Raw genomic sequence first — 17,977 nt, 5'->3', positions numbered from 1 at the left:
CAGGATGTGCCTGAAAATTACGGCGCCAGATGCCGGAATGCGGCGACGACTTCCTCGTAGACCTTGCGCTTGAACGGCACGATCAGTTCCGGCAGCTGCTGCATCGGCTTCCAGTCCCAGCTGTCGAATTCAGCCGTGTGACCACCGGGCGGCGGATTGATCGCGATCTCGCTTTCATCGCCCTCGAACCGATAGGCAAACCATTTCTGAGTCTGGCCGCGATATTTGCCCTTGAGCGCCTGCCCCACCAGATGCGGGGGCAGATCATAATTGATCCAGTCCGGCGCTTCGGCAAGCAGCGAGACCGACTTCATGCCGGTTTCTTCATAAAGTTCGCGCAATGCGGCTTCGACCGGGTCTTCGCCCTTGTCGATGCCGCCCTGCGGCATCTGCCAGAGCTGCGTTGCGCCATCCATCTCATCGCCCGGAATGACGATGCGATGACCGGCCCAGACGAGACCGGCCTTGTTCAGCACCATCAGCCCGACACAGGGGCGGTAGGGCAAGCTTTCAGGATCGACGGGGCCTTTGTGCTTCGACATGACATTCTCCATGATATGCAGCATTTCCAGCAAAAGTGCGTAGCGGTTTTGCGTAGGATAATGCGTAAAAACAACTAGTGTCGTTCCGGGTCGCGAACCAGCGCCGAAACGGGAACGATTTCGATGCCGCGCTTCTTGACCTCATTCGCCCAATCCCGCACTGCATCGACGGTCACGCCGAATGCGGAGCCGGTGCCAATTGCGCTGCCATTGGCGCGCGCAATGCGTTCCAGCTCATTGAGCCGGTCGAGCACCGCCGAGCGATCCTGCGACGCATCGATCAGCACATCGGCTGCCGCATAGGGCACGGCGTCCTTTTGCGCGATCTGATCGGCCTGACTGCGGGCAGACGTACCATCATCCAGATAATAAAGCCCGCGCCTGCCGATCTCGCCCAGCACCGGCGCAAATGCATCCGCCTCGCCGGTAAAGCGTGCGCCCATATAGTTCATCACACCGGCATAATTTGTCATGCGTGACAACGCCCACAAAAGCGACGTCTGGTTTTTGGCGGCTCCGTCATCCACGGTCAGCGTGTTGCGCCCGGGATTGATGCGCGGATAGTCGAATGGCTCCATCGGCAATTGCAGCAAAAGCTCATGGCCGTTCTGACGCGCCGCCTGCATCCAGCGTTGCAGGCTGTTACCCTGCGGCGCGAAGGCCAGCGTCACTTCCGATGGCAGCTTCTCTACAGCTTCCATGCTACCGGTCTGTGACAGGCCAAGCCCGCCAATGACCAGCGCGATCCTTGCGCCCCGCGCACCCGACCAGCCGACGGCATAGGCATCCATCGGCCGCAAGCCGTCAGAGCCGCGCGCAGGCAACGGCCCGGTCGCGCTTTGCTCTACCAGTTCTTTTTCCGGCAGATGCGCGACCCGTGGATCCTGCCCCGTCTTGTGCTGGTTCTGCACGACGACAACATTGCCATCCGCCGTCCCGGCCGTGACATTTGGCATATCAGGCGTGACCTTGATGATTGCCGGGCCGGTTTGCTGCCCTCCGGTGCCGCGCAAAACGGTTCCCGGCGCAGGTGTGTTGCCAGTCGCGGTTAATGCCTGCTGACCCGCTTTGGCTGCGGCGTCGGGCGGCGTTTGCGTCTCGGCAACCACGGCTTTTTCAGGCTTGCGAAAAGCATCGCGGTTGGTTTGCCAGACGGTGAACATCGTGCCACCCGCTACACCCAGAACCACTGCTGCACCTAAGCCAAGCAAAGACCAACGAAAAGCGCGGGAGCGTTCGCTCCCGCGCTTTCGCGGTTTCTTATCCAGTCCTAGCGGGCTGTTCAGATCCAGCATGGAACGATCAGTTCAACACGCCCTTCTTCGGATCCGGCGGGAATGCGGCATTTGCCACTTCGCCACGCAGGAGCTTCAGAGCTTCATTGAGCTGGATATCGTCCTTTGGATCGGCAGGAACATAGGCCGACGAACCGGAGCCGTTATCATCTTCGGCATTGCCCTTGATGTGGCCCTTGAGTTCGGATTCGCCGCGAACGACGTCTTCACCCTTCAATTCCGGCGGCAATGGCTGATCGACCTTGATGTCAGGCGTGATACCCTTGCCCTGGATCGACTTGCCCGACGGCGTATAATAAAGCGCTGTGGTTAGACGCAGCGATCCGTTTTCGCCAAGCGGGATGATCGTCTGCACCGACCCCTTGCCGAAGGACTGCGTGCCGAGAACCGTCGCACGGCGATGGTCCTGAAGCGCGCCAGCAACGATTTCCGACGCGCTGGCCGAACCGCCATTGATGAGAACGATTACCGGCTTGCCATCCGTCAGATCGCCCTTGCGGGCATCGAAGCGGGTCACGTCCTGCGGATCGCGGCCACGGGTCGAAACAACTTCACCCTTGTCGAGGAAGGCATCGGAGACAGCGACAGCCTGATCGAGCAAACCACCCGGATTGAGGCGCAGATCGAGCACGAAGCCCTTGAGCTTGTCGCCCGGAATCTTGCTCTGAATGTCCTTGATCGCCTTGCCGAGATCGTCAGCCGTCTGTTCGGTGAAGGAAATCACGCGCACATAACCGACATCGTTCTCGACACGATAACGAACGGCCTTCACCTTGATGACGGCACGCGCGATCTTGAGTGTGATCGGCTTGTCGACACCCTGACGCATGAGCGTCAGCTCAATCGAGGAGCCGATTTCGCCGCGCATTTTGTCAACCGCATCACTGAGGCTGAGGCCGCGCACTTCCTGACCGTCGATCTTGGTGATCAGATCGCCTGCGAGAACACCGGCCTTCGAGGCAGGCGTATCGTCGATCGGCGCAATGACCTTCACAAGATCATTGTCCATGGTGACTTCAATGCCGAGACCGCCGAATTCACCCTTGGTCTGCACGCGCATATCCTGCGCGGCTTCCGGATTGAGATAGGACGAATGCGGATCGAGCGAGGTCAGCATGCCGTTGATGGCGCTTTCCGTCAGCTTCTTGTCATCCGGCGGCGTCACATATTGCGCGCGCACACGTTCGAAAATATCGCCGAAAAGCGCCAGGTCCTTATAGACGTCAGCATCCTTGGCGGCTGCGAAAGCCGTCGAAGCTGGAGCGCCCTGCACCATCACCATGGCGGATGCCCCCATCAGGGCCCCGGCGAACAGCAGCGACAGTTTACGTATCATTTTTACGTCCTTCCAGAAAGCCGCTCGGTCCACCAAGGGGCCGGATCGACGGGTTTTCCATCTTTTCGAAATTCAATGTAAAGCAACGGCGCACCATTGCCCACCTCTATCGGCGCAACACTCGCGAGAAGTTTATCTCCCATCGCCCCGACCGGTTCGCCCGCCAGTACAAACTGGCCTTGCGCCACGTCGATTCGCCCCATGCCTGCCATCACGATATGATATCCATTGCCCGCATCGAGGATCAAGAGTTGCCCGTAAGATCTAAACGGTCCCGCATAAAGCACAACGCCATCGGAAGGTGACGTAATCGTGGCAGAAGGCAAGGTTTCCAGCACCTGCCCCATCATGGCGCCACCAGCACCATCCTTGTCGCCAAAGCGGCGCGACGTCTTGCCCGCAGCGGGCAAAACCAGTTTTCCCTGCAAGGAGGCAAAATTCGTCTGTGCGCGCAGATGATTGTCATCCGGCGTCGCCTCGCCAGCCCGCTCCTGGGCTGATGCCAGACGGTCGGCCTCGGCCTTGCGCGCGGCATCGGCGGCATCACGCACACCGGCCATCTGCTTGTCGAGCCCGTCGATCAGGTCCTTGAGGCTGTCTGCCTTGGCCGCCAGTTCTTCGGAACGCTTGCGCTGCGCTTCCATTTCCTGTTCCGACTGTGCCTGCAGCTTCTTCTTTTCATCGAGCAAAAGCGACTGGCGCTTCTGTTCCTCAGCCTGCGTGGTGCGGGTCTGTTGCAGCTTTTCGCGCTCCTGCGTAATGGAAGCGGTCACCGTCTGCATATCTTTCAGATCGCCTGTCAGCTCTTCCACCTGCTCGCGCATTTCCGGCACCACTGCACCAAGCAGCACTGCACTGCGCACTGAGGCAAGGGCATCGTCGGGGCGAACCAGAATAGCAGGAGGCGGGTTAAGCCCCATGCGCTGCAAGGCAGCCAGCACTTCGGCCAGAACCCCGCGCCGCGCCCGTAGCGACGTGCGAATGCCAGCCTCCTGCTCATGCAGGGAGACCAGTTTTTCCGCGATATCTGTAATGTCCTGCTGCAGTTTCTTGTCGGTCTTGGCTGATTGGATCAGAGCCGCCGTAATTGTGTCCTGATCCTTTTTGAGGCTCGCAACTTCGCTCTCGAGTTGCTTGACCTTGTCTCCGGATACGGTCAGCTCGCCGGTCAGCTTTTCATATTCGCCAGCCGCCTGATCGCGCTGCTGCTGCAATGCGTCCTGCGCCAAGCCGAGCTGCGGAAAGGCCACCACGCCCAAAAAGGCGCAGGTCGCAAAAAAGCCCGCCCGCGCTAGAGCGAGCAGCCGGGGCTTGCTGAAAAGACGTACAGGACTCATGCGTGTTCTATCAGGGCGAAACAAGGCTAAAATCAGGGCCAAAAATCAGGCTCCAATCAACCTATCCCGATACCGTTAACGAAACATCAACCATAAGCACCGCGATCCCAAACATTGGCTCGCGAAGCTTAATCCAGCCCGTGCGGACAAATTCAGGATCACGGAGTTGTCGGTTCCATCAGCTCTATGCGGTTTCCAAATGGATCGGAAACGTAACAGCGATTATAACCCGCCAGAGGCTCATCTTCCGTCACGGCACATCCGGCATCGGTCAACCTCTGCACCAATGCCCTCAAGCCACCGACGATAAAAGCTGGATGCGCTTTGCGCGCCGGGACAAAATCGGGATCGACGCCCAAATGAATTTTCAATGCGCCGCTTTCAAACCAGCAACCGCCTCTTGCGATAAGATTCTGCGGCTTGGCGACCTCGGGTATGCCGAGAAGAGCGCCATAAAAGGCACGCGCCTTGTCTTCCCCGCCTTTCGGCATGGCCAGCTGAACATGATCGAGTTGCTTGATCCACATGGTTCCGTTCTCCCGCTTTCGCGAACGGTCCGGTTCATGATCGATGATAAGGATGACCGGCCAGAATGGTCGCGGCGCGATAAAGCTGTTCGGCAACGAGAATGCGGGCAATCTGGTGCGGCCAGGTCAGTTCTCCCAAAGCCAGAACCAGATCGGCGCGCGACCGTAAAGCCGGGTCATGCCCATCCGGGCCACCGATAGCAACGATCAGCTGCCGTTTGCCGTCATCACGCATCCGCCCGATGCGCTCGGCAAAAGCTTCGGAACCCAACGCCTTGCCGCGCTCGTCCAGCAGAATAAGACCCGCGCCATTATCCAGCGCTTCATTGATGCGCTGGGCTTCTTCCGTCTTGCGCAATTCTGCCGTCTGGCCACGACTTTCCGGGATTTCGCTCACACCGGCGAATTCAAGCCCTAAAGGCGGCCCCGCTTTGGAAAAACGGTCGAAATAACGCTCGACCAACTCCCGTTCGGGGCCGGCTTTCATCCGGCCCACGGCATAAACACTCACACGCATCACGCCCTCAATATGGCAGGGAGTTAAAGCACCTGCCGGGTCGCAGCAGACGACAGATCAATGGACGGTTTCCAACGCACGTTCGTCGTCGAAATCGTCATCGAGCCATATCTTCTCGATATTGTAGAAGTCACGGACTTCTGGTCGGAAGATGTGCACGATGATATCGCCCGTGTCGATCAGGACCCAATCGCCACTGTCTAGCCCTTCGACCCGCACATTCTTGCAGCCCGCTTCATTGAGCGCCTGCAAAAGATGGTCGGCCACAGCCGTCACGTGACGGTGCGAACGGCCCGATGCGACGATCATATAATCGCCGATCGTTGATCTTCCGCGAATGTCGATGGGGATGATGGATTCTGCCTTGGAGTTTTCGAGACTGGCCAAGGCCGCGTCGAAGGTCTGGGACACGAGATCAGTCTCGTTCATCCTGACCAGTGAAGGCGCGTGGAGAGCCTTCTTCTCAAGTGCTGTTCTCAGTGTATTGCCTTTCTAACAAGAACAACCCGCTACGGCAGTAAAAGCACCGTACAGACCTAAGATAGGCAGAGTCCCTGTTTTGTTTCAAGAGTCGCGACCTTACAGGGCCGTTCACTTTTTCGATTATCTCGCTTTTTTTCGCATATATCTTGTTAAAACCGTCACGGAACTATCAAGATCGTGTGCCGGACTTGCGAATAGCGCTTGATGAAAGTGACGAACGCGGGCCATGGATAAAGGTCCAGGCTGGCGGCGTGCGACGCGCCAGCATCGGCGCATACTGCTCATCGAGACGGCTGTGGGAAAACGTCTGTGCCATACGCGACGACAGGTAAGCCAGCGTCGAGCCGGGACGGTCGATCACTGCAATCGGGAAATTATTGGCGATTTCGCGCCAGCGCTGCCAGCGATGGAACGATGCCAGATTGTCAGCGCCCATCACCCAGACAAAATGCACGCCGGGATTGGCATCGCGGATCAGGGCCAGCGTATCGGCGGTGTAGCGCACATTGAAGGCCGCTTCGAGCGCCGTCACCTTGATGCGCGGGTCACTAGCGATTTCTTCGCTCCACCGCAGCCTCTCCGCCAGAGGGGCCAGTTCGCGCGTATCTTTCAGCGGATTGCCCGGCGTCACCATCCACCAGAGCTGATCGAGCTTCAGTCGCCTGATGGCAATCTCCGCGACCAGAGCGTGACCGCCATGCGGCGGGTTGAACGAACCGCCGAACAGGCCGACCGCCATGCCTTTCTCGGCATGCGGCATGCGCAAATATTTTGCGTCAACGTCTGGATACTGTTCTTTCAGTGCGGAAAGCCCGAAGCCAAAGCGCATCAGCTTCGAATCTGCCCGTTGCCGCGAACGCGATATTTGAATGAGGTGAGCTGTTCGACACCCACCGGGCCGCGTGCATGCATCTTGCCCGTGGCAATGCCGATTTCCGCGCCCATGCCGAACTCACCGCCATCGGCAAACTGCGTCGAGGCATTGTGAAGCAAAATGGCCGAGTCGATGTCATTGAAGAACCGCGCAACCGCTTCCGCATCCTCGGCGACGATGGCTTCGGTATGATGTGAGGAATAGCGGTTGATGTGCCGGATCGCACCATCGACGCCATCGACAAGCGTGACTGAAATGATCGCATCCAGATATTCGGTGGACCAGTCTTCTTCACTCGCCGCAATGGTTGCCGGATAAAGCGCCTTCACCTCGTCGCTGCCGCGAATTTCGCAGCCCTTGGCGGCCAGATCTTCAAGGATCGGCACGAGATACGTCGAGGCCACGGCGCGATCCACCAGCAGCGTTTCCGCCGATCCGCAAATGCCTGTGCGCCGCATCTTGGCATTGACCGCAATGTTGCGCGCCATGTCGAGATCGGCAGTCTTGTCGACATAAAGATGGCAGATGCCTTCCAGATGCGCGAAAACCGGCACACGCGCTTCCGATTGGATGCGTGCGACAAGGCTTTTGCCGCCGCGTGGCACAATCACGTCGATAGCGCCGTCGAGCCCTTTCAGCATTTCACCGACCGCCGCACGATCTGTCACCGGCACAATCTGGATAGCGTCGGCAGGCAGGCCGCCGGCTTCCAGTCCGGCCACCAGTGCCTTGTGAATCGCTGCGGACGAATGGGCCGAATCCGAACCGCCGCGCAGGATCACCGCATTGCCCGCCTTGAGGCAGAGCGCACCGGCATCCGCCGTCACATTCGGACGGCTCTCATAAATGACGCCGATCACACCAAGTGGCGTGCGCACGCGCTCGATATGCAGGCCATTGGGACGATCCCATTCGGCAATCACCGCACCAACAGGATCAGGCAATGCTGCAATGGCGCGGATGCCTTCCGCGATCCCCTCAATGCGCTTGTCATCGAGCGTCAGGCGATCCACGAAGGAAGCGGCCATTCCGCTCTGGGCGGCATTGGCCAGATCAAGCTTGTTGGCTTCGAGGATGGCGTCGCGGCCTTGGAGAATGGCCTCGGCTGCTGCCAGAAGCGCCTTGTTCTTCTGCTCCGTGCCAGCAATCGCCAGTGGTGCTGCGGCGGCTTTCGCCTTACGGCCCACTTCGGCCATGATCGCGGCTATGTCGCTTCCAGCTTCCACTTTATTCAGCATCCTCTCCCGCCTTTCAGTGTTTAAGCATCTTCCGTCTCGGTTGCCACGGCTGCGCCGCGCACCACGAGATCATTGCGATGGATCATTGCCGCACGGGCATCATAGCCAAGAATGGTGCTGATCTCATCGCTTTTATGCCCGGCAATCTTGCGCGCATCTTCGGCATCGTAAGCGATCAGCCCACGTGCAATCTCACGACCATCTTCATTGAGCACAGCCACCGTATCACCGCGCTCGAAATGACCGTCAACGTCCCTCACGCCCGCAGGCAAAAGTGACTTGCCCGATTTCAGCGCCTTGGCAGCGCCTGCATCAATCGTGAGACGGCCCGCCGGTTCCAGATTGCCGGAAATCCATGTTTTCCAGGCATTGACCGGGGCACGCGCAGCTTCGAACAAGGTCGCACGCTCACCGCGATCAATCGCCGAAAGCGGTCCCATGCGGATACCGGACGTGATGATCATCGCCGTTCCAGCGGCATTGGCGATCTTGCCCGCATCGAGCTTGGTCTTCATGCCGCCGCGCGACAGTTCGGAAGCCGCAGCGCCTGCCATGGCCTCGATCTGCGGGGTGATGGTTTCCACCAGCGGCAGAAACGCGGCATCCGGGTTCTTGTGCGGCGGCGCCGTATAAAGCCCGTCAATGTCGGAAAGCAGGATCAGAAGGTCAGCGCCCATCATGGTCGCCACGCGGGCGGCCAGACGATCATTGTCGCCATAGCGAATTTCTGTTGTCGCCACCGTGTCGTTTTCATTGATGATCGGCACGGCCTTGAGCTTCAAAAGCGTCTCGATGGTCGCGCGCGCATTGAGATAACGACGGCGCTCTTCGGTGTCGGAAAGTGTCACCAGAATCTGGCCCGACTTGATGCCATGGCCACCAAGCACGTCGGCATAGGCCTTGGCCAGTGCGATCTGACCGGCAGCCGCGGCTGCCTGACTTTCCTCAAGCTTAAGCGCTTTCTTCGGCAGGCCGAGGACGGTGCGCCCCAGCGCGATAGCCCCGGATGAGACCACCAACACCTCGACGCCCGCGTGATGCAGGGCGGCAATGTCCTGCCCCAGGCTTTCCAGCCATTCGCGCTTCAGCCCCTTGGCGCGATCCACCAGAAGAGCGGAACCAATTTTAACAACAATGCGGCGATAGTCTTTCAGTTGCTTCAGCATGCTTTCATTCCTCTCGCCGCATTCAGCCTTATTCGTCGACTTTCGCCGTTCCGGCTTCCTGCGCACGACTCGCGTCGATAACAGCGCCAAGCTGGCGGAGCGCATCGTTCAGGCCTTCATGGCTGACAGCAGAAAGCAGCAGCGGATCGCGTCCGCAGGCCTTTTTCAACGCCTTGACCTTGGCCTTGCGCGCATCGGGATCGAGCGTATCGATCTGTGACAGCGCAACGATTTCCGTCTTGTCTGCGAGACCGTGCTCATAAGCTTCAAGCTCGCCGCGAATGACCTTATAGGCCTTCGCCACATCTTCTTCCTGCGCCGACACCAGATGCAGCAAAACTCGCGTGCGCTCGACATGACCGAGGAAACGGTCGCCAAGGCCAACGCCTTCGCTGGCGCCTTCGATCAGGCCGGGAATATCCGCGATCACGAATTCACGCGCATCCACGCGCGCAACACCGAGATTAGGGTGCAGCGTGGTAAACGGATAATCGGCAATCTTCGGCTTGGCCGCTGTCACACTGGCCAGGAACGTGGACTTGCCTGCATTGGGCAGACCGACCAGACCGGCATCGGCGATCAGCTTCAGGCGCAGCCAGATGGTACGCTCGATGCCTTCCTGTCCGGGATTGGCGCGGCGCGGCGCGCGATTGGTCGAAGTCGTGAAATGCAGATTTCCAAAACCGCCATTGCCGCCCTTGGCCAGACGATAACGCTGGCCAACCTCTGTGATGTCACAGATCAGCGTTTCATCATCTTCTTCAAAAACCTGCGTTCCAACCGGCACCTTGAGAATGACATCGTCACCCTTGCCGCCGGTCATGTTGCGGCCCATGCCATGCATCCCGGTCTTGGCCCGGAAATGCTGCTGATAACGATAGTCGATCAGCGTGTTGAGGCCGTCCACCGCTTCAACCCAGACATTGCCGCCACGTCCGCCGTCGCCGCCATCGGGGCCGCCGAATTCAAGAAACTTCTCGCGGCGAAACGATACGGCCCCCGCCCCGCCGTCGCCGGAGCGGATATAGATCTTGGCCTGATCGAGAAATTTCATTGAACCTTACCTCTTGCGGCGCAATCGCGCCTTAAACCCGGGCCCGCGCATCATCTTGCGCGAGCCAAATTGCAATTACAGCAAAACCCGTTTCCTGCAAACAGTTGCAGTGCTTGGATTTCATCAGAACTTGTCTTTCCAGACAGGTTCGCTGAAGTCGATATAGAGCAGTTCCTGATCCAGATACTGCCCCTGCACAAAAAGCGACTTCGGCTCAAGCCCGTAGGTCTTGAAGCCGAGCGCATGATAGATCCGCTTTGCCGGTTCGTTCGTCGCCACCACCTTGGCATCGAGAAGCACAACCTCTGCCGCGGAATGTTCGATCACTTTTTGAACCAGAGCCTTGCCCAGTTCCAGCCCGCGCGCTTCCGGCGCTACAAACACGCCCCAAAGCGTTCCGCGATGGCGCTCGGATTTGCGGTCGTGGCGAAACATACCCGCCGTGCCCAACAGATTTTCACCGTCGAATGCGCCGAAGATAATATTGCCATCCACCTGCTCCAGACGGCGCGCAAACACGCTGTCGGAATAGGCATTTTCTTCTTCGAAGCTCGAACCGAACGACATTGGCGCACGGCTCAGCGCGCTCAATCTGATAGCGCGATAGCGATGCAGGTCGCCCTTATCGAGGGCGCGCACCACAATCTTTTCGGGTACACTCACATAAGCGTCGTTCATTGCATTCCCCATTCTCTTTATATTTTCCCGACCATCTGCCGAAAACCGCTTCATGCTTTTCGGGACGTGTTCAAGGCGGCCCTGCGAAACACGCAGGGCCTTATGTTCCTATGACTGCCAGCTTCTCAGGCCGATCCAGGTGCGCCGGTCGAGAACATAGCGTTCAACGGGCACGTTTCCGGCAGCAAGCGTATCCGACATGCCCATATTGCTGAACTGGAAACCGCACTTGTGGATCACACGACGTGATCCATTGTTGGTCGCCCGGCAGGAAATATGCAGGCGGTCGATTGCGGTCGCCCGAAACACCAGATCGATCAACGAATGGGCGGCTTCGGTGGCAAAGCCATGCCCCCAATAGGGCTCGCCCAGCCAGTAACCAATCTCCAGGCCGTCACCATGTTTATTCGCATGAATGCCGCAACAGCCCATAAAGATGCCGGTCTCGGCTTGCGTAATGGCGTAGATGCAATTGCCCATCTCGCCTTTTCGCACGCGTTCGACAAAGTCGACGGCGTTATCACGCGTGTATGGATGCGGCATGCGAGTGAGCATGCCAGAGACGCGAAGATTGTTGGCAAGATAGGAAATGGCATCTACGTCTTCGACATGCGGCGGGCGCAGAACCAGCCTTTCGGTGACCAAGACGGGGCAATCTAGCTCAGGGGCTAACTCAGGAGCCAATTCAGGCTCCAGATCAGCTGCCAGCCCGGGAGAGAAATCGGCGAAACGCTCTCTCCGGCTCGTACAGCTTTCTGCGTAACTATCTTCTTCTAAAACGTCGACAACCATTTGTCTGTCCTCCAGATGCAAAAAGGGAAGATGGTGGCCCCATCTTCCCTTCGATCTTTTGGCTAGGCTGCCATATACACCGGGTCCGATGGGACGCCGGTGGTTTTAAGAGGCCCGGCTTACTCTGCTGCTTCCGCGATCGGGTCTACCGATACGTACGTGCGGCCGTTGGCTTTCGTACGGAAAGATACGGAACCGTTCGTGGTTGCAAAAATAGTGTGGTCCTTGCCGAGGCCAACATTGGCGCCCGGATGCCACTTCGTGCCGCGTTGACGCACGATGATGTTGCCAGCGAGCACAGCTTCGCCGCCAAACTTCTTCACGCCAAGGCGTTTGGATTCTGAATCGCGACCGTTACGCGAGGAACCGCCAGCTTTTTTGTGTGCCATTGGTGTTCTCCTTTAATCTCTCTACTTACTCAGCCGACTCGGCCTTGGCTGCAGCCTTCTTAGGCGCTGCCTTCTTCGGCTTTGCGACTTCGCCTTCAGCGGCTTCTGCCTTCGGAGCCTTCTTCTCAGCGGCCTTCTTCGAAGGCTTTGCGCCGTCGGTGAGGATCTCCGAGATACGGATGGTCGTCAGTTCCTGACGATGACCACGGGTGCGCTTCGAATTCTGACGACGACGCTTCTTGAACGCGATGACCTTGCGGGCACGGCCCTGTTCGACGACTTCGGCGGTCACGAGAGCGCCTGCGACGACTGGTGCGCCAATGGTCGTGCCGACCATCAGAACTTCTGCGAATTCTACGATGTCACCGGCTTCGCCAGCAACTTTTTCGACCTTGATCAGGTCATTTGCGGCAACGCGATACTGCTTGCCACCGGTCTTGATGACTGCGAACATTTGTTGTCCTTTCGGTTGTTCGGTCCGGCTCTCATTTCCACGACATTAGCGCCGAAGTGATGGGCCGTCTTTTTATCAGTCGGTTAAGTGAAGGGCTTGCACCCCTTGATCGCGGCCCGGAAACCCGGAAATCCTCAATCAAAACAATAGGCGCGGACTGCCCCACGCCTAAGGTCTGGTGCTTATAGGTTCGGAACGTGGGAAAAGTCAAGAATTTTCACGAGAGAATGCAAATTAGGTCTTGTCTAATTGCAATCAGCCCGCTATTGAGCCGCTACACACTTAGCATTCGCTTTTGATGCTGTTTGACGGTGCGGTTATATAGATCGTTTTACCGGATTGCACAATGCGGAGAGGTGGCTGAGTGGTCGAAAGTACCGCACTCGAAATGCGGCGTGGGGGTAACTCCACCGTGGGTTCGAATCCCACCCTCTCCGCCATTTATTTCCTATCCAACTCCACGGCCAATCCAAGCAACCATACTTCTCTGTGCCCGATGAACCATGCTAGAAGGCAGCATGAGTGAGTTGTCATCCGTTGCCCCTATTTATAATCCGCCGCTGGAGCCGTATGTCTCCATCATCCATCGCGATGCGGATCTTCTGGTGTTGGATAAGCCAAGCGGGCTTTTGTCCGTTCCCGGTCGTCACCCAGCTCTCTCTGATAGCCTTGCCACGCGGGTGCAAAAGCAGTTTCCGCAGGCGCTCATGATCAACCGGCTGGACAAGGACACGTCCGGTCTGGTCCTGATGTCGCTGAACCGGAAAGCCCATGCTTATGTCGCAGCGCAGTTCGAGGCCCGGACCACGGAGAAGTCCTATATTGCCGAAGTATGGGGGCACATAGATCGCGACGAGGGTTTCATCGATCTGCCGCTGGCAATCGATCCCGACAACAAGCCGCGCCATCGCGTGGACCATGAGCACGGCAAACCGGCACAGACGCGTTGGCAAGTTCTGAGCCAAGGTGAAAACAGCACGCGTTTGCGCCTCTTTCCCCTGACTGGCCGCACCCATCAGCTGCGCGTCCACATGCTGGCGATAGGACATGTCATTCTCGGTGACGAATTCTATGCGGAAGGCGTAGCGCTGGCAGCAGCAGACCGCCTGCTTCTGCACGCCGAAAAGTTGGCCTTTCGTCATCCCGCTGGACGTGACGTGACATTCACCGCGCCCTGCCCTTTCTAACCCGGTCCTGAGATCACAGATGTCGCAGAAACTAGATACATCGGAGCTGGTTGTCGATTTCGTTGGCGGCGCTGTCGGCCACCGCTTTCGTTCCGGTGAAGGGCGCGGACAGGCCCTTGCCAAAGCGGTGGGTCTCACCCGCGGCGTCACGCCTGAAATTGTCGATGCGACGGCAGGGTTAGGCCGAGATGCATTTCTGCTCGCATCGCTCGGCGCTCGCGTCACCTTGATTGAACGTTCCGAGACAATGCATGAATTGCTGGCTGATGGTTTGGCGCGGGCTGCCGCAGAAGGCGGCCAATATGCCGAGACCGTTGCGCGCATGACCTTGTTGCATGGCGATTCCTGCGAACTGCTGCCAGGCTTGAAGCCGCAGGTGGTGCTGGTTGACCCCATGCATCCGCCACGCGGGAACACGGCGCTCGTCAAAAAGGAGATGCGGCAGATCCGCGAGATCGTCGGGACAGACCCGGATGCGGAAAAGCTGATGCAGGTCGCGTTGGAAGCAGCGCTCAATCGCGTGGTGCTGAAATGGCCTTTACGCGCCGAGCCAATGGTGGGCTTGCGTAAGCCCTCGCATCAAATTCTGGGCAAAAGCACGCGTTACGACGTGTTCGTCAAAGCGAAGATTGCATAAAGCCTCTCTTTGAAAGGCTCCAAAGATCGTCAGCGGATCGCAGGTCAAACGAGCGAAAAATATAGAAATTTTGATAATTCAGGTTACTTTGACGACTCTGCATTTCGCAAAACGTAATTCATAATATTACTGAGGGCGTATGAAGACACAGATGGATTTGACGACAGCGCCAATCAATCAAGCGCTGTTGCTCTTCGCCTTACCGACGCTTGGATCGTCGATCCTGCAATCGGCAAACGGTTCCATAGACACAATCTGGATTGGCCATTTGCTTGGAACAAATGCGCTGGCCGCCACAACCAACGGCAATCTCGTCATGTTCCTGCTGACGGCCTTTGTCTTCGGCTTCGGCATGGCATCGACCATTCTGATCGGACAGTCTTTCGGACGCCGGGAAATTGAAACAGCACGCGCCATTACGGGTACGACGCTGGGCGCATTCGTGCCAATCAGCATACTTGTTTCTATAGCAGGCTGGTTTCTGGCGCCGCATGTTCTGACCCTGCTTGGAACGCCGGAAACAATCGAGCCTTTGGCCCGCGCCTTCCTGCAAGTCACCTTCGTCGCCATGCCTGCCATCCTCATGCAGACAATCCTGATGATGGCTCTGCGCGGCAGTGGAGACTCGATCACCCCGCTGATTTTCATGGGGCTGGCAGTTATTCTGGATATCGTCTTCAATCCCCTGCTCATCCTCGGGATCGGCCCTATCCCCGCATTGGGCATATCCGGTTCGGCGCTGGCCACAGCGGTCGCGAACTATATCAGCCTCGCTGCCATGCTGTTTTACATCTATCAGAAGGACCTCCCCTTGCGTTTGAAAGGTCAGGAACTCCGGTTTCTGATACCGGACCTCAAAGTGCTGAAACTTATCTTCAGCAAGGGTCTGCCGATGGGAATCCAGATGATTGTGGTTTCGAGCGCGATGCTGACCATGATGCGGCTCGTCAATCAGGAGGGCGTCGATACAACAGCTGCTTTCGGCGCGACCCAGCAGCTATGGACCTATGTGCAGATGCCTGCCATGGCGCTTGGTGCGGCGGTCAGCGCTATGGCAGCGCAGAATATCGGTGCAGGCAACTGGGACCGCGTCAGCAGCATCACCCGCATCGGTGTGCTCTATGCAATCTTGATGACCGGTATTCTCGTCGTTGTGCTGCTGATTGCCGACCGGCAGGCGATGGAAATATTTCTCGGCGCTGAAAGCCCGGCTATTCCGATTGGCCAGCATATCGGCAAGGTGGCCACCTGGGGCTTCATTGCCTTCGGCGTCTCGATGGTGCTGTTCGGAACGGTTCGCGCCAACGGTCAGGTGATCTGGCCGCTCATTATCCTTTTCGTATCGATGTATCCGGTTCGGTTGGGCGTTGCGCTCGGCTTGCGAGAATGGCTTGGTGTAGACGCGCTGTGGCTCAGTTTTCCGGTTGCCATGCTATCCACCATGCTGATGGCGGGCGTTCTTTACCTCAAAGGCAACTGGCGCGAAAACAAATCGATGAATGTCGATAAATACGAGCAGGACAATGTTGCCGCTTCAACCTCTCAGACGGCGGAAGCTGCCCCTCCTTGCAATGCGCTTGCGCCCAATGCGCCAGCTGTGATGGAGGGAAGTGCAACGGGCGCGCGGTGAAGCAGGAGATTTCGCCGGCTATCCGAATGTCCGCATGTGCCGGTTAGGTCTGTTGAAAACAATGCAAAATTACCGATGCGGACCTGTTGCAATCTGCATGGCCTTGGTTCATATAGCGCGGGCCTGACAGAATCGGTTCTTTATAGAATCGGCTGGCGCGAGCGGGTGTAGCTCAGGGGTAGAGCACAACCTTGCCAAGGTTGGGGTCGAGGGTTCGAATCCCTTCGCCCGCTCCAGTTTTCTGGTCAGTCTAGCTTTCAAAATCCCGGCTTTGTCCGGGATTTTTGCTTAAATGGTTTTCAATCCGCTTCGAACTGCTGACGATGTTCTCAATTGTTTCTCAGGAACTTGAACGGAACACCGGAGATAAGCGCTTTCACATAGCGCGGCTTTTGATAATAGCCGTTCAGCGATACACGCGGCAATCTCATGAGAGACTGAAGGCTATTGCAGTTGAGAACACCCGGCTGAGTCGTGACGCCGACCGCAAAACCCGCCTCTGCAATGGCTGACGTCTCACGCTTCCCGACCGCAGTCGGCCAGCCATAGGGATAGGAAAATGAACGTGGCTTCTGCCCGACATAGCGTTCTATCGCTGCGGCGGACTGCTCAATCTCTTGATGCAACCGGTCTTCAGCGACGCGCCTCAGATTGAGATGATTCATCGTGTGTGCGCCAAAGTGAACCAACGGGTCTTGGGCCAATTGGCGAAGCTCCGCTTCATTCATCACCAACTCTTCAATGATGCCAATCGGTGACACGCCGTGCAGCTGTGCTACAGCATCGATTCGGCCCACAGCCTCGTCTTCATCAATGGCCTTAACGAAGGTCGTGAACCGATCAAAGGCGGCTAATTTCTCGTGCAGCGTCCCGCAGCGAACGTGTTCACTTCCATTGCCAAAGTCGAATTCGAAGCTTGAGGCTTTCCGCACGAAGGCCTCCGCTGTTTCCCACCAGGCGCTGCGCTTGCGTTCGACAAACCCAGGATTGACGAAGATTGTGTAGGGCACAGAAAACTTGCGGAATATGGGCGCAGCGAACTCGGCGTTATTGCGATAACCGTCATCCAGGCTGAAAGCCACGAAGCTGCGTCTGTCCGCCTTATCGCCGAGCAACGTTGGCAGATCATGCAAATGAACCGGTGTCAGCCCCTCGTTGATAGCGACGTTGATAGCTTCTTCCAGAAACTCGGGCGTGACCGACAGGTGAGCGTTGGGCGAGAACCGCTCGACGTGCGCAGGCCGAACATGATGCAAGGTGAAGATTACACCTCGCCCCGCAGCACCTGAGAACAGTTTGCGTACAAAGGGAACAGCGGCCAACTCAAGCCCGGCCCTGATCATGCCGTAGCGTAGAGAGGAGCACACCCCCTGAAACGATCGCATTGCACCGCGCGCCATCCGGCGCGTCCCTATTAAGTAAAAATCAAAAATGTCATTACACTATGTTTCGTCAATAAGTCATTTATGAACACTGATAGGTACTATCTCATCCCAACATATCGGCTTTATAGAACTGCATGATACGGACTATATCCGACCCGCGAGGCGGTTAAAGCGACCCCAGCGTTCGATGTTATCATCCCATGCATTAGCTTGTCATGGGGCACTATCATCAAGTCCAGAACAGGTCCACATTATGAGCGCCTTATTGCACCATGGAATTAAGCCTTGTGCTCAGGCTTAGTTTCCAAGTCTTGGGCTTGTTTTGCGTTTGTTGCGCTGAAGAGGCGCTTGAGCCTTTGCTGATCTCTTTACGGGAACACACGACGGCTTGTGCCTGAGTGGGGTCGCGGCTATGAACATAGCCTTGGGCGCCCTCTTCCGGTCTTTTCAGTGCTT

20 protein-coding genes and 2 tRNA genes are annotated in these 17,977 nt (G+C 57.5%); 5 read left to right on the top strand and 17 right to left on the bottom strand.

The window, feature by feature from the left end:
- Positions 1 to 17: 17 nt before the first annotated feature.
- The 15 genes from QBD01_RS21820 to rplU all read right to left on the bottom strand — a co-directional run bounded on the left by QBD01_RS21820 (position 18) and on the right by rplU (position 12,682).
- A complete protein-coding gene (locus QBD01_RS21820; RefSeq protein ID WP_078340931.1) occupies positions 18 to 542 on the bottom strand; it encodes an RNA pyrophosphohydrolase in 525 nt (174 codons plus the stop codon).
- A 74-nt stretch (positions 543 to 616) separates the two neighbouring features.
- The gene (locus QBD01_RS21815) at positions 617 to 1,837 is read right to left on the bottom strand and encodes a divergent polysaccharide deacetylase family protein (RefSeq protein WP_280994510.1); all 1,221 of its coding nucleotides are present in this window, start codon (positions 1,835 to 1,837) and stop codon (positions 617 to 619) included.
- A 7-nt stretch (positions 1,838 to 1,844) separates the two neighbouring features.
- Complete coding sequence (locus tag QBD01_RS21810) at positions 1,845 to 3,173, bottom strand: S41 family peptidase (RefSeq protein ID WP_280994509.1); 1,329 nt, start codon at positions 3,171 to 3,173, stop codon at positions 1,845 to 1,847.
- Between the two features lie 2 nt (positions 3,174 to 3,175).
- Positions 3,176 to 4,510 (bottom strand): murein hydrolase activator EnvC, encoded by a 1,335-nt coding sequence (locus tag QBD01_RS21805; RefSeq protein WP_280994508.1) that lies wholly within the window; start codon positions 4,508 to 4,510, stop codon positions 3,176 to 3,178.
- Positions 4,511 to 4,668: 158 nt separating this feature from the next.
- Positions 4,669 to 5,037: a VOC family protein gene (locus QBD01_RS21800; protein ID WP_280994507.1), complete on the bottom strand. Its 369-nt coding sequence runs from the start codon at positions 5,035 to 5,037 to the stop codon at positions 4,669 to 4,671.
- A 34-nt stretch (positions 5,038 to 5,071) separates the two neighbouring features.
- Positions 5,072 to 5,554 (bottom strand): 23S rRNA (pseudouridine(1915)-N(3))-methyltransferase RlmH, encoded by a 483-nt coding sequence (gene rlmH / locus QBD01_RS21795; RefSeq protein ID WP_280994506.1) that lies wholly within the window; start codon positions 5,552 to 5,554, stop codon positions 5,072 to 5,074.
- A 57-nt stretch (positions 5,555 to 5,611) separates the two neighbouring features.
- Entirely contained in the window at positions 5,612 to 5,983 is a 372-nt protein-coding gene (rsfS, locus tag QBD01_RS21790) for a ribosome silencing factor (protein WP_078340911.1), read from the bottom strand.
- A gap of 223 nt (positions 5,984 to 6,206) precedes the next feature.
- On the bottom strand, positions 6,207 to 6,866 hold the full coding sequence (locus tag QBD01_RS21785) for a nicotinate-nucleotide adenylyltransferase (RefSeq protein ID WP_280994505.1): 660 nt from the start codon (positions 6,864 to 6,866) through the stop codon (positions 6,207 to 6,209).
- On the bottom strand, positions 6,866 to 8,149 hold the full coding sequence (locus tag QBD01_RS21780) for a glutamate-5-semialdehyde dehydrogenase (protein WP_280994504.1): 1,284 nt from the start codon (positions 8,147 to 8,149) through the stop codon (positions 6,866 to 6,868). Before QBD01_RS21780 ends, QBD01_RS21785 begins: the two co-directional genes overlap by 1 nt.
- Positions 8,150 to 8,169: 20 nt before the next feature.
- Positions 8,170 to 9,315, bottom strand: coding sequence for a glutamate 5-kinase (gene proB, locus QBD01_RS21775; RefSeq protein WP_280994503.1), 1,146 nt, complete (start codon positions 9,313 to 9,315; stop codon positions 8,170 to 8,172).
- A 28-nt stretch (positions 9,316 to 9,343) separates the two neighbouring features.
- Positions 9,344 to 10,369, bottom strand: a complete 1,026-nt coding sequence (obgE, locus tag QBD01_RS21770; protein WP_078340915.1) for a GTPase ObgE — start codon at positions 10,367 to 10,369, stop codon at positions 9,344 to 9,346.
- A 123-nt stretch (positions 10,370 to 10,492) separates the two neighbouring features.
- Positions 10,493 to 11,047 carry a GNAT family N-acetyltransferase gene (locus QBD01_RS21765; RefSeq protein WP_280994502.1) on the bottom strand — a complete coding sequence of 185 codons (555 nt, stop codon included), beginning with the start codon at positions 11,045 to 11,047 and terminating at the stop codon, positions 10,493 to 10,495.
- 108 nt (positions 11,048 to 11,155) lie between these two features.
- Complete coding sequence (locus tag QBD01_RS21760; RefSeq protein ID WP_280994501.1) at positions 11,156 to 11,839, bottom strand: GNAT family N-acetyltransferase; 684 nt, start codon at positions 11,837 to 11,839, stop codon at positions 11,156 to 11,158.
- A gap of 119 nt (positions 11,840 to 11,958) precedes the next feature.
- A complete protein-coding gene (gene rpmA / locus QBD01_RS21755; RefSeq protein WP_010661520.1) occupies positions 11,959 to 12,228 on the bottom strand; it encodes a 50S ribosomal protein L27 in 270 nt (89 codons plus the stop codon).
- Positions 12,229 to 12,253: 25 nt separating this feature from the next.
- A complete protein-coding gene (rplU, locus tag QBD01_RS21750; RefSeq protein WP_280994500.1) occupies positions 12,254 to 12,682 on the bottom strand; it encodes a 50S ribosomal protein L21 in 429 nt (142 codons plus the stop codon).
- 350 nt (positions 12,683 to 13,032) lie between these two features.
- On the opposite strand from rplU, the gene QBD01_RS21745 reads away from it, so the two are divergent.
- The 5 genes from QBD01_RS21745 (at position 13,033) to QBD01_RS21725 (ending at position 16,372) form a co-directional block, all read left to right on the top strand.
- Positions 13,033 to 13,122, top strand: a tRNA-Ser gene (locus tag QBD01_RS21745).
- A 78-nt stretch (positions 13,123 to 13,200) separates the two neighbouring features.
- On the top strand, positions 13,201 to 13,869 hold the full coding sequence (locus tag QBD01_RS21740; protein WP_280994499.1) for a pseudouridine synthase: 669 nt from the start codon (positions 13,201 to 13,203) through the stop codon (positions 13,867 to 13,869).
- A gap of 19 nt (positions 13,870 to 13,888) precedes the next feature.
- Positions 13,889 to 14,506 carry a class I SAM-dependent methyltransferase gene (locus QBD01_RS21735; RefSeq protein ID WP_280994498.1) on the top strand — a complete coding sequence of 206 codons (618 nt, stop codon included), beginning with the start codon at positions 13,889 to 13,891 and terminating at the stop codon, positions 14,504 to 14,506.
- Positions 14,507 to 14,645: 139 nt separating this feature from the next.
- On the top strand, positions 14,646 to 16,136 hold the full coding sequence (locus QBD01_RS21730) for an MATE family efflux transporter (RefSeq protein ID WP_392391464.1): 1,491 nt from the start codon (positions 14,646 to 14,648) through the stop codon (positions 16,134 to 16,136).
- A 161-nt stretch (positions 16,137 to 16,297) separates the two neighbouring features.
- Positions 16,298 to 16,372, top strand: a tRNA-Gly gene (locus QBD01_RS21725).
- A 93-nt stretch (positions 16,373 to 16,465) separates the two neighbouring features.
- Here the strand turns inward: QBD01_RS21725 and QBD01_RS21720 are convergent.
- Complete coding sequence (locus tag QBD01_RS21720) at positions 16,466 to 17,536, bottom strand: polysaccharide deacetylase family protein (protein WP_280994496.1); 1,071 nt, start codon at positions 17,534 to 17,536, stop codon at positions 16,466 to 16,468.
- A 247-nt stretch (positions 17,537 to 17,783) separates the two neighbouring features.
- Positions 17,784 to 17,977 (bottom strand): hypothetical protein (locus QBD01_RS21715; protein WP_280994495.1); only part of this gene is annotated, 194 nt, incomplete at its 5' end.

Origin of the sequence: Ochrobactrum sp. 19YEA23 (assembly GCF_029909865.1) — a bacterium.
GTDB classification, from domain to species: Bacteria; Pseudomonadota; Alphaproteobacteria; order Rhizobiales; family Rhizobiaceae; genus Brucella; species Brucella gambitense.
Note: the sequence above shows the minus strand (reverse complement) of the source record. Positions and strands in the feature narration are given on the sequence as shown.

Excerpts from the sequence above, each read along its gene's own strand:
- QBD01_RS21820 (WP_078340931.1), bottom strand. The coding sequence starts at position 542 with ATGTCGAAGCACAAAGGCCCCGTCGATCCTGAAAGCTTGCCCTACCGC.
- QBD01_RS21815 (WP_280994510.1), bottom strand. The coding sequence starts at position 1,837 with ATGCTGGATCTGAACAGCCCGCTAGGACTGGATAAGAAACCGCGAAAG.
- QBD01_RS21810 (WP_280994509.1), bottom strand. The coding sequence starts at position 3,173 with ATGATACGTAAACTGTCGCTGCTGTTCGCCGGGGCCCTGATGGGGGCA.
- QBD01_RS21805 (WP_280994508.1), bottom strand. The coding sequence starts at position 4,510 with ATGAGTCCTGTACGTCTTTTCAGCAAGCCCCGGCTGCTCGCTCTAGCG.
- QBD01_RS21800 (WP_280994507.1), bottom strand. The coding sequence starts at position 5,037 with ATGTGGATCAAGCAACTCGATCATGTTCAGCTGGCCATGCCGAAAGGC.
- rlmH (WP_280994506.1), bottom strand. The coding sequence starts at position 5,554 with ATGCGTGTGAGTGTTTATGCCGTGGGCCGGATGAAAGCCGGCCCCGAA.
- rsfS (WP_078340911.1), bottom strand. The coding sequence starts at position 5,983 with ATGAACGAGACTGATCTCGTGTCCCAGACCTTCGACGCGGCCTTGGCC.
- QBD01_RS21785 (WP_280994505.1), bottom strand. The coding sequence starts at position 6,866 with ATGCGCTTTGGCTTCGGGCTTTCCGCACTGAAAGAACAGTATCCAGAC.
- QBD01_RS21780 (WP_280994504.1), bottom strand. The coding sequence starts at position 8,149 with ATGCTGAATAAAGTGGAAGCTGGAAGCGACATAGCCGCGATCATGGCC.
- proB (WP_280994503.1), bottom strand. The coding sequence starts at position 9,315 with ATGCTGAAGCAACTGAAAGACTATCGCCGCATTGTTGTTAAAATTGGT.
- obgE (WP_078340915.1), bottom strand. The coding sequence starts at position 10,369 with ATGAAATTTCTCGATCAGGCCAAGATCTATATCCGCTCCGGCGACGGC.
- QBD01_RS21765 (WP_280994502.1), bottom strand. The coding sequence starts at position 11,047 with ATGAACGACGCTTATGTGAGTGTACCCGAAAAGATTGTGGTGCGCGCC.
- QBD01_RS21760 (WP_280994501.1), bottom strand. The coding sequence starts at position 11,839 with ATGGTTGTCGACGTTTTAGAAGAAGATAGTTACGCAGAAAGCTGTACG.
- rpmA (WP_010661520.1), bottom strand. The coding sequence starts at position 12,228 with ATGGCACACAAAAAAGCTGGCGGTTCCTCGCGTAACGGTCGCGATTCA.
- rplU (WP_280994500.1), bottom strand. The coding sequence starts at position 12,682 with ATGTTCGCAGTCATCAAGACCGGTGGCAAGCAGTATCGCGTTGCCGCA.
- QBD01_RS21740 (WP_280994499.1), top strand. The coding sequence starts at position 13,201 with ATGAGTGAGTTGTCATCCGTTGCCCCTATTTATAATCCGCCGCTGGAG.
- QBD01_RS21735 (WP_280994498.1), top strand. The coding sequence starts at position 13,889 with ATGTCGCAGAAACTAGATACATCGGAGCTGGTTGTCGATTTCGTTGGC.
- QBD01_RS21730 (WP_392391464.1), top strand. The coding sequence starts at position 14,646 with ATGAAGACACAGATGGATTTGACGACAGCGCCAATCAATCAAGCGCTG.
- QBD01_RS21720 (WP_280994496.1), bottom strand. The coding sequence starts at position 17,536 with ATGGCGCGCGGTGCAATGCGATCGTTTCAGGGGGTGTGCTCCTCTCTA.